This window comes from Paenisporosarcina sp. TG20, assembly GCF_000286315.1.
In the GTDB taxonomy this organism is placed as follows: Bacteria; Bacillota; Bacilli; order Bacillales_A; family Planococcaceae; genus Paenisporosarcina.
The window spans coordinates 1-10,084 of sequence record NZ_ALJG01000212.1 but is presented as its reverse complement, the minus strand read 5'-3'; the positions used below and the strand labels follow the sequence as shown (position 1 = coordinate 10,084).

Here is a 10,084-nt window from a genome sequence, read left to right as displayed (position 1 = left end):
CTTGCGACGAGGAGGCTCACTGGACCGCCCGCGGAAAGCGTCCGCCTGTAACGGAAATCATACCATAAACCAAAGTGGTTACTGTGTGCTTTCTTTAAGGATCGGGCGTACTTTGCCTGGTTTTTCTAATTGGTTCAGTTCAAATGGTTCAACTTTTCGTGTGATTGAGTAATTTTCTGTTCAAATGGGTCAACTTTCTGTTTAGCTGGCAACTAACTAATTCCTCTTAATTTCTGTCCACTTAACTTTTTTCCTTGCAAGTAAGAGAAAAATGTCGGTATGTATATTATTATAAAATTTTATTATTTACAATATTCTTTTTATATGATATATTATCTGAATATTAAGAACGATAAGGAGTTGAATAGAATGACAATTCACAAGAAAAATGAACAAGCCAATCAATGCCCATATTGCAAAGGGAACGGATATTTTCAATTACGTCTTGGAGGATCTGAAACATGTGCTTGTTGTGATGGCTCAGGTAAAAAATAGATTCCTTATGGATTAAAACTTACGAAATATCATACTTTTGATTTCACATAAATATCGATACTATTCACTCTGTATTATTCACATTTAAAACTGTTTAACATCTGAACTACTCTCCATTTGAAACAACTTTAAAGTTGATTTAATTCCCCTAATTATTACAGTATCGTGAACTAAGTCTACGTTTATTGAAAGGGAGTTACCAATCATGTAAACTGTTAAAAGGAAGCATGGAGGGAACAATTCAATGGACGGGAATTTTACGCTAGTAACAGTGATGATATCAGTATTATTATTTTTAGTAATGTTTTTTGGAATTGGCTTTTTAATTAATATGTTACTTCGAATGACTTGGTTAATGGCAATTGTCTATCCAATTGTGGTCATCTTAATCATTGATGAAGTAGGCTTTTTTGAGTACTTCTCAGCGCCTGCAATGGCATTCCAAGCCCTTGGTGATAAGCTAATATCACTTCATTTTGCTGATATCTTAATTTTATCGAGTGGTTTAGTAGGTGCAATTATTGCGGGAATAGTTATTAAAATGTTACGCAAAAATGGATATCAAATGTTTTAATAAAAAAGCAGTGGAGCTGGTATTTCAGCTCCACTGCTTTTTAAATTATAAATAAATAAATGATAATCGAAATGGCGATTCCGGTTAATGCCCCAACAAATACTTCCATTGGTTTATGCCCAAGAAGTGTTTTGAGTTCTTTAATTTTCTCTTCATTTTTCTTCTGACCCCAATCTTTTGATTGATTCACAAAAACTTGGAAATCATGGCGCATTTGGTTAATTATGATAGCCTGTTGCCCCGCTTGAAATCGGACACCAGTTGCATCAAACATGACAATAATTGCAAAGATTAACGACACTGCGAATAGAGGGGATCCAAGACCAGTTTCGAATGCAATTGCTGTTGCAAGTGCTGTAACGGCAGCTGAGTGAGAGCTTGGCATCCCACCAGTTGAAGTAAACAGCTTCCAGTCGAGTTGACGTGTCACTAAATATAGAATAGGAATTTTTATGAATTGAGCAAATAAGATTCCAAATAAAGCAGCAAGGAGTGGAATATTTGTTAAAATGTCCATTTGGCTGTGTCCACCCTTCTTGTCGTAATTTGTAGTTAAAAAAGTCTGTCATGTACTGCTTATACTTTCTTAAGTATAACATATCAAAATGTCTTGAAAACTCTTAAGGGTTATTGATTAATTCGAAAAGCGAAGGAATTTCGTATATAATAGAACTTGTATTTAAAAATGGAGGGGTTTATGTGAAAGCAGCAATAAATGAAGTTAATTTCAATGAAATTCAAACGGAAGTATTAATTGTAGGGACATTTAAACATCCTGAAAACACAGAGAATTGGTCGGAGTTTGTTTCTTTTTATGGTTCATCATTAAATAAATGGTTAAAATCAGGTGATGTATCAACTGATCGAAAGGTTTTAACAAAATTACCAACACTTCAAGATGGTCAACTTCAAAGAATTTTCTTCGTTGGCCTTGGTGATCGCAAATCTTTAACACAAGACGACTTACGCGATATATTCGGGACAGTTGGAAAAGAGCTAGTTGCTTCAAAAACAACAAAAGTCTCTATTTGGCTAGAGTCATTTACAAATGACGACATAGATATTGAAGACACGACGTATTTAGCGGCAGAAGGAATAGGAATGGGTCTGTATCAAGTACCCAATTATAAAACATCATCAAATAAAGTTGATTACTATCTAGACGAAATTGAATTACTGACAAAATCTGATGAGCAAGAAGTCTTAGCTTATTTTGAACTAGGACAAGTATATGCAGCAGCAGTAAATGAAGCCCGTACATTAGTTAATATGCCTTCAAACGTTTTAACAGCGACTAAAATGGCTGAGTATGCAAAAGAACTTGCTGAAGAATATGATTTTGAATATGAAGAATTAGGGAAAAAAGAAATGGAAGAACTCGGTATGGGTGCAATATTAGCAGTAAATCAAGGTTCAACAGAAGAACCAAGACTTATGGTAATGAAATACCGAGCAAGTGATGATTGGAATGATGTAGTTGGTTTAGTTGGCAAAGGGGTTACGTATGACACCGGTGGCTATTCAATTAAGCCTAAAGACGGCTTAGTTGGCATGAAAGGCGATATGGGTGGTGCTGCAGCAGTACTTGGAGCAATGCGCATTATCGGTGAGACTCGTCCAAATCAAAATGTCATAGCCGTTATCGCAGCTACTGATAACATGATTTCAGGAAATGCATTTAAACCAGATGATGTGATCACATCTTTAAGTGGTAAGACAATTGAAATACTAAACACAGATGCGGAAGGTAGACTAGTATTAGCTGATGCAGTAACTTATGCAAAACAAAACGGAGCTAATTATATTGTGGATGTTGCAACATTAACAGGTGGCGTGATTGTTGCGCTAGGTATGGATAAAACAGGAGCACTTACAAATGATGAAGCATTTTTCGAAACATTTTTAGAAGCATCTGTTGAGACAGGAGAATTTGTATGGCGTTTGCCGTTAACTGAAAATGACAAAAAACGACTTCGTAAAAGTGATGTAGCTGACTTAAACAACTCACCAGGTCGTGATGGTCATATGATCTTCGGTGGTGGCTTCGTAGGAGAATTTGTTGATAACACACCTTGGATTCATTTAGACATCGCAGGCACTTCTGCAGCGAGTACTTCGCATGATCTTGGACCAAAAGGTGGAACAGGAGCAATGGTTCGCTCCCTTGCAACACTTGTTGAGCGAATGGGAGAAGACAAATAGTAAGAAGAATTCTTAATCTTTACTACTTCATTGAAAGGAAACCATGAATGAAGTATAGCAAATAAAATATGTCCGAATTGCAACTAGGTTTTGGAACTAGGAAATGTGAATAGGCTATATGCATATGTCATTCCTACTTTTTTTCATACGTTAAGAAAGAGAGGAGGAGAGACATATGGTCAATCCGTATTATCGTCCATACTATGGCAGAGGCTATGGTAGAGGTTATGGTAGAGGTTATGGAGGTTATGGAGGTTATGGTGGATTTGGTGGGTTTGGTGCATTTGGAGCCCCATTTTTAGGTGGCTTAGCTGGAGGCTTATTAGGTTCAGCTATATATGGTGCCCCTGTTCGACCTTATACCCCGTATACTCCATATAACCCGTATCCATACCGAAATCCGTATGGAGGTTATCCATACTAAGGCTAACCACTTATAAAAAACGCTATTGCTTTTCATTTTTAAATGAAAAGCAATAGCGTTTTATTGTTGTTCATGTTGTTTTTTTCTCTCTTCTACATCAGTTGCTAGTTCATCTTTAACGGTTTTATTCCAAAGTTTCACACCTGTCAAATATGCAGATCGACCTATGACATGACCTCCTACAGGTCCTGTTATGAACAAGAAAACAATTCCAAGAAGGATGAGCGTATTAACATGTCCTTCTATTAACCAAAAGTGAAGAAATACACCTAGTAAGATAAACATAACTGCAAGAGTAGCACTTTTGGACGCAGCATGTGTACGACAATAAACGTCAGGCAAACGGATCAATCCTATTGCCGTGACTAGTAGAAAAATGACGCCAAATAGAGTGGATAAAATAATTAATATATTAGCTAATATTGTTATCACGTTGTATGATCTCTCCTTTCTCTAAAAACTTGGAGAAAGCAACAGTTCCAATAAAGGCTAAGATTGCAAGCAACAATATAATTTCTAAGAAAAAGTTTGTTCCAGCCAAAATTGAAATAATACCAATCATACATATGAGTGCAACACCTAAAGAATCAAGCGCAACCACTCGGTCGTGAACAGACGGCCCAATAATTAACCTGTAAATAAAGGCTAACATAGATAGGCTGATCAAGAATGCCATAACCCAAAAGAAAGTCATCATGATCGACTCACCTCCAAAATGGCTTTCTCAAAAGTATTTTTAATAGAATCAATCGTTTCATCAGCATCACCATAATTTAATGCATGGATATATAGTGTTTTCGAATCTTCAGAAACGTCAATAACAAGAGTACCAGGTGTTAACGAGATTAAATTTGATAATAGTGTGATTTCCCAATCCTTTTCTAATACAGTAGGAAGAGCGAAAATTGCTGGTTTAATAGGCATTGAAGGTTGGACAATTAAATATAATACTTGAAAATTAGCTAAAATTAATTCTTTTAAAAATAATATGAACAATTTTATTGCTGCCCACACACGGTGCATATAGAATCGTCCTGGGAGAAAACCTTTCATTATCCAAATCATTAACATACCTAACAAAAATCCTACTATAAATGTAGAAGCGTCGAAAGAAATACTTAAGAACATCCAAATTAAAGCAATAAGAAAGTTTAATAATAATTGAAAAGCCATGTTAAGCACCTCCTAAAACAGCTTGTATATATTGAGAAGGATTTAACATTACATCTGCCGCATCACTCATATAAGGGACAAGCCACTCGGAACCGGCACCATATAATACGCTAATACCAACTAAAATCACTGCAGGAGTAAATAATCCACGATAGTGACGCTTCGTTAGTGGAGTTATTTCAACAGGTTCGCCCCAAAAAGCATAGATGAAAATGCGCATGACTGAAAGTAATACAACTAAACTAGAAGCTAGTATAACGATGCCGCCCCATAAATTGCCCGCTTCAAAGCCACCTTGAATAATAAGTAACTTACCAACGAATCCACTTAGGGGCGGAATTCCAGCTAAGCCAAATGCGGCAACTAAATAGGTCCACCCGAGCATTGGATAGTATTTAATTAAACCACCCATCTTTTTTAAATTTGATGTGCCCGTAATGGCTATAATCACACCAATTAATAAGAACAGTGCACCTTTAATCAAAATGTCGTGAATTAAATAAAATATGGAACCCATAAGCGATGCTTCATTCATTTGGGAAGCCCCAAACAATATAACTCCCACAGCTATAATAATATTATAAATAATAATTTTCTTCACATCGAAGTACGCTAATGCGCCAATACAACCAGCAATGATGGTTAGAATGGAAATGATCATAAGCAATTCGTGCGTGAAACTTTGATCTAAAGTGAAAAACAAAGTATATGTTCGCATGATGGCATACACGCCAACTTTCGTTAGTAATGCGCCGAATAACGCGAGTACCGGAATAGGCGGAGCAGCATACGTACTTGGTAACCAAAAGTAAAGTGGGAAAATAGCTCCTTTTAAACCAAATACAATTAAAAATAGAACCGCAATAACCGTAATAATACCAGGTTGTCCTAATTGTGAAATCTTGACTGAAATATCTGCCATATTAAGTGTGCCAACAACCGAATATAAGTAGGCAACTGTTACAACAAATAGGGCGGAAGAAATAATATTTACCAAAATGTATTTAATGGATTCTCTTAATTGGACTTTCTCACCACCTAAAACAATTAGCAAGTAAGATGCCATGAGCAATACTTCAAAGAATACAAACATGTTGAAAATGTCTCCAGTTGTAAATGCTCCATTTACACCTGTTAACATGAATAAAACACCTGGATAGTAGAAGTTTTCCTCACGAGCTTTTCCTATGGATGTAAAGCTATACCACACTACTATAAGCGTAATTAATGTGGATGAAAGTACAAGTAAAACGGATAGCATATCTGACACCATTGATATACCGAATGGAGCGGGCCAACTACCAAGTGTAATTGCTTGAATGCCATTTGTTTTAACTGTAATGAGTAATATGGTTGCTGCAATTAGTGTGGATAGCAACCCTACTATAGTGATTATTCGTTGAGTAAAACGTTTCTTCGGAAAAAACATTAGAATAATCGCGAAGAAGAAAGGAAGTAAGATTGGAAACAAAAGTAAATTAATCATAATCTTCACTTCCTCTCATTAAATTCATATTATCAGTTTCAAGCTCTTGATAAGAGCGATAAGCTAGCACTAAGAAAAATGCTGTTACACCAAAGCTAATAACAATAGCAGTTAAAATAAGGGCTTGGGGTAAGGGATCTGCATAATTTGTTACTCCTGGTGAAACGACTGGAGGTGCGGATCCCCTAAGTCCCCCCATGGTTAACAATAGTAAATGTGCGCCATGACTTAAAATTCCAGTACCTATAATAATACGAAGTAAGCTTTTGGATAGCATTAGATAGACAGCAGCCATAAATAGAAATCCAATAACAAAACACATTACAATTTCCATTAATCATCAGCTCCTATCGTTTGAATAATGGTCATCGTCACACCTACGACAACTAAATATACGCCTGTATCAAACAGCATTGCAGTATGTAAAGACTGTTTACCTAATAAAGGTAGTTCAAAGTAATCAAAAGCATGGGTGAAGAACGGGACATTAAAAACAATAGAACCAGCAGCGGTTGCTAATGCTAGCAACAATCCAATTGCCGTCATTACCGTATAATTAATTGGCAGGCTAGTCATAACTGTTTTTAAATCGAAAGCAAGTAATAATAATACGATACCACTCGCAGTCAATAACCCACCAACGAAACCTCCACCTGGAGTATAGTGCCCTGCAAAGAAAATGTGAATCGAGAAAAGAAAAATGATGAAGAAAATGATTTTGGTTGCCGTTTGTAAAATGACATCATTCGTTTTCAATTCGATTCACCTCTTTCTTTTTTGTTAATCGCAATTTTATCATGCTAATAATCCCAAGAGATGCGATAGCGAGCACTGCGATTTCAAACAAAGTATCGAAACCACGATAATCAACTAAGATAACGTTAACGATGTTTCCACCACCAGCCTTTGTATAGACTGTTTCTTCATAATAAGACGAAATAGACGGCATGAGCTTTTGTGAATGGGCAGAAAGCGCAACAATAGTAACGGTTACGCCTACTCCAATAGCAACTAATGCATTGCCTAGACGAAACTTTATGCGATTTTCATGTCGATTTAATTTCGGTAAATGATAAAAGGCAAGTAAAAACAACGCAACTGAAACAGTTTCGATAACTAGTTGAGTGAGCGCTAAATCAGGAGCGTTAAAGATTACAAAGAATAAAGCAACTGTATAACCAACAGCACCTAAAGCAATAATCGAAGTTAAACGTGACTTAGCTAATAATATGGTCATTGTACATGCTATCAACACAAGAACAATAATTAGTTCGTAAAAACGGATTGGTGCAAGTCTAGCAAAGCTAATATTAAATGCATCCTTTATAAATACAGTACTTATGGTCAAAAGAACAATCCCTGTAAACATATAAACTAAATACGAACGCATATAACCTGTCATGTAAAATCTAGAAAGACGATTTGTCTCCACTTCACTTATATACATTAAACTGTCGTAAAGTCTATTTAGTGATAACCAATTTGGGAATTTACTATAAATTGGCTGCCACTTTGTCAAAGTCCAATATAATAAACAACCAGCAACGATGATCCCTACAGTCATCCATAATTCAGGCTCTAAAAAACCATGCCACGCTGCTATGTTAATTTTTATATCAGTAGGAGATGTATACAGATAAGGTTGAATGGCCATAACAGCAGGTTTAACTAAAGCATCCCCAATTAGATTTGGGATGAAAAATATTGCAATAACAAGTGTTCCTAAAATAGCAGGTGAAATGAGCATCCCAATCGGGGCTTCATGAGCTTTCTTTGGCAATAACTCGGGTTTATATTTTCCTGTAAAGGTACGGAATACAAAGTAAAAACTATAAACGAAAGTGAATACACTAGCAATCCATGCGATAACAGGAAACAATATTCCCCATGTACCAAAAGCAAACAGATCAAATTCTAGAATTGACAGCATTCCGGTTAAGAACATTTCTTTACTCAAGAATCCATTAAATAGAGGTAAACCCGCCATTGAAAAACTACCAATCATCGCGATTGTAAAACTGATTGGCATCAAGCTCATTAATCCACCAAGTTTTCGAATATCTCTAGTGCCGGTTTCATGGTCGATAATCCCAGCAATCATGAAGAGACTCCCTTTAAACGTTGCATGGTTGACTAAATGGAAAATGGCTGCAAAGGCAGCATATTTAAAAATGGTGTTATCTTCAATCCCTGAATGGAATGAAATAGCGCCTGCTCCTAAAAGAGACATGATCAAACCTAACTGACTTACGGTTGAGAAAGCTAATATGGCTTTTAAATCTGTTTGTTTTAATGCAAAGAATGAACCCCAGAAAAGAGTAATTAAACCGACTCCTGTTACTAGCCATATCCATACTTCTGAACTCGCGTAGATAGGTGTAAAACGAGCTACTAAATACAAGCCTGCTTTAACCATAGTTGCTGAGTGTAAGTAAGCACTAACAGGTGTTGGAGCCTCCATGGCGTCTGGTAACCAGATATAGAACGGGAACTGCGCCGATTTTGTAAATGCTCCGAGTAATACTAGTACTAGCGACCAAATAAACCATGAATGGTTAGATAAATCAGGTGCTTGGGCAATTAATTCCCTAATTGAATACGTATCACCCATTATAGATAGCATTACAAAACCACCAAGCATCGACAATCCACCAAAGACCGTAATGATCATCGATTTTAGAGCACCAAAACGTGAACGATCGCGCTTATACCAATAACCAATTAATAAGAAGGAAGATATTGAAGTTAGCTCCCAAAAGAAATATAAACTTATCAAATGGTCAGATTGTACCACTCCGAGCATCGCTGCCATAAACAGTAATAAATACACATAAAAGTTGCCCAATTGCTCACGTGTTCTATCTAAATAGAAAATGGAGTAAAGCACAACAAGTGCCCCAATTCCTGTAATAAGAAGGGAGAATAATAAACTCAATCCGTCTATGTACGAGATAAAGGAAATACCAAGCGAAGGAATCCAATCAAATGATGAGGTATTTGACTCACCATCCTGGACCATTGGTAGTAAGGTTGTGTAAATGCCAAATAAGGCAACTGGCACGACAAGGACAAACCAGCCTGTGTGTATGCCACGAACTTTTTTGAATAAAAAGGGAATCACAAGTGCAACAAGCATTGGTAAGAAAATAAAATAAACAAAGGGCAAATTAATTCTCCTTTTTCGAAAAATGACATTTTCTAAATCATAAAGTAATTATAGCGTAGATAATACGTGAATGCATGGGATAGTCACTAGAACAAATAGAATTGTTTACCTAATTAGTTTTTATTTATAAATAGGAAGAGACCATTATAATTTTTCTGAAATTGTCATTAAAAATTTATCTTTTAAACTTGAAAAAAACGTTTCCCAATTAAGAGAAACGTTTTTTAGGAGATAAGAAAGTATATGACTATAAAGTACCAAGAACCCTGTACTCATGGTATTTTTGGTATATGAAGACTAACATGCTAAAATAGAATTTTCACGGAAGAACTTACGTTAAGCTAAACATATACATGTAAAGGCGTGATTTCCTTTCTTAAAAGCAGACAAGCACCCTCTTGAATTTCAGCGGAAGTGAAGTTTGTTCATTAATATATTCTTGTTTAGTAATTCATTTTAATTTATGTGTGAGTACTTTCATTTTAAAAAATATGATGACTTTTTATATTTATATTTAGAATTATATTGTTATCACGGTTTTTTTAAACAGGAGAATGATTGTAG

12 protein-coding genes are annotated in these 10,084 nt (G+C 35.8%); 4 read left to right on the top strand and 8 right to left on the bottom strand.

The window, feature by feature from the left end:
* Positions 1-369: 369 nt before the first annotated feature.
* Both B371_RS23725 and B371_RS0104360 read left to right on the top strand, forming a co-directional pair.
* Entirely contained in the window at positions 370-495 is a 126-nt protein-coding gene (locus B371_RS23725; protein ID WP_019413087.1) for a YuiA family protein, read from the top strand.
* Between the two features lie 244 nt (positions 496-739).
* Positions 740-1,069 carry a YuiB family protein gene (locus B371_RS0104360; RefSeq protein ID WP_019413086.1) on the top strand — a complete coding sequence of 110 codons (330 nt, stop codon included), beginning with the start codon at positions 740-742 and terminating at the stop codon, positions 1,067-1,069.
* Positions 1,070-1,109: 40 nt separating this feature from the next.
* On the opposite strand, the gene B371_RS0104355 is transcribed toward B371_RS0104360, so the two are convergent.
* A complete protein-coding gene (locus B371_RS0104355) occupies positions 1,110-1,586 on the bottom strand; it encodes a divergent PAP2 family protein (RefSeq protein ID WP_019413085.1) in 477 nt (158 codons plus the stop codon).
* 182 nt (positions 1,587-1,768) lie between these two features.
* On the opposite strand from B371_RS0104355, the gene B371_RS0104350 reads away from it, so the two are divergent.
* Together B371_RS0104350 and B371_RS0104345 are read left to right on the top strand one after the other, a co-directional pair.
* Complete coding sequence (locus B371_RS0104350) at positions 1,769-3,271, top strand: leucyl aminopeptidase (protein ID WP_019413084.1); 1,503 nt, start codon at positions 1,769-1,771, stop codon at positions 3,269-3,271.
* A 175-nt stretch (positions 3,272-3,446) separates the two neighbouring features.
* Positions 3,447-3,695, top strand: coding sequence for a hypothetical protein (locus tag B371_RS0104345; RefSeq protein ID WP_019413083.1), 249 nt, complete (start codon positions 3,447-3,449; stop codon positions 3,693-3,695).
* 60 nt (positions 3,696-3,755) lie between these two features.
* On the opposite strand, the gene mnhG is transcribed toward B371_RS0104345, so the two are convergent.
* From mnhG to B371_RS0104310, 7 genes are read right to left on the bottom strand one after another with little or no spacing between them, the layout of a single operon-like run.
* Positions 3,756-4,127: a monovalent cation/H(+) antiporter subunit G gene (gene mnhG / locus B371_RS0104340; RefSeq protein WP_019413082.1), complete on the bottom strand. Its 372-nt coding sequence runs from the start codon at positions 4,125-4,127 to the stop codon at positions 3,756-3,758.
* Positions 4,108-4,392, bottom strand: a complete 285-nt coding sequence (locus B371_RS0104335; RefSeq protein ID WP_019413081.1) for a Na(+)/H(+) antiporter subunit F1 — start codon at positions 4,390-4,392, stop codon at positions 4,108-4,110. The genes mnhG and B371_RS0104335 overlap by 20 nt, the downstream gene beginning before the upstream one ends.
* Entirely contained in the window at positions 4,389-4,868 is a 480-nt protein-coding gene (locus B371_RS0104330; protein ID WP_019413080.1) for a Na+/H+ antiporter subunit E, read from the bottom strand. The genes B371_RS0104335 and B371_RS0104330 overlap by 4 nt, the downstream gene beginning before the upstream one ends.
* A gap of 1 nt (position 4,869) precedes the next feature.
* Complete coding sequence (locus B371_RS0104325) at positions 4,870-6,354, bottom strand: Na+/H+ antiporter subunit D (protein WP_019413079.1); 1,485 nt, start codon at positions 6,352-6,354, stop codon at positions 4,870-4,872.
* Positions 6,347-6,688 (bottom strand): Na(+)/H(+) antiporter subunit C, encoded by a 342-nt coding sequence (locus B371_RS0104320; protein WP_019413078.1) that lies wholly within the window; start codon positions 6,686-6,688, stop codon positions 6,347-6,349. The genes B371_RS0104325 and B371_RS0104320 overlap by 8 nt, the downstream gene beginning before the upstream one ends.
* A complete protein-coding gene (locus B371_RS0104315; protein ID WP_019413077.1) occupies positions 6,688-7,110 on the bottom strand; it encodes a Na(+)/H(+) antiporter subunit B in 423 nt (140 codons plus the stop codon). The genes B371_RS0104320 and B371_RS0104315 overlap by 1 nt, the downstream gene beginning before the upstream one ends.
* Positions 7,097-9,520 carry a Na+/H+ antiporter subunit A gene (locus B371_RS0104310; protein WP_019413076.1) on the bottom strand — a complete coding sequence of 808 codons (2,424 nt, stop codon included), beginning with the start codon at positions 9,518-9,520 and terminating at the stop codon, positions 7,097-7,099. Before B371_RS0104310 ends, B371_RS0104315 begins: the two co-directional genes overlap by 14 nt.
* Positions 9,521-10,084: the final 564 nt, after the last annotated feature.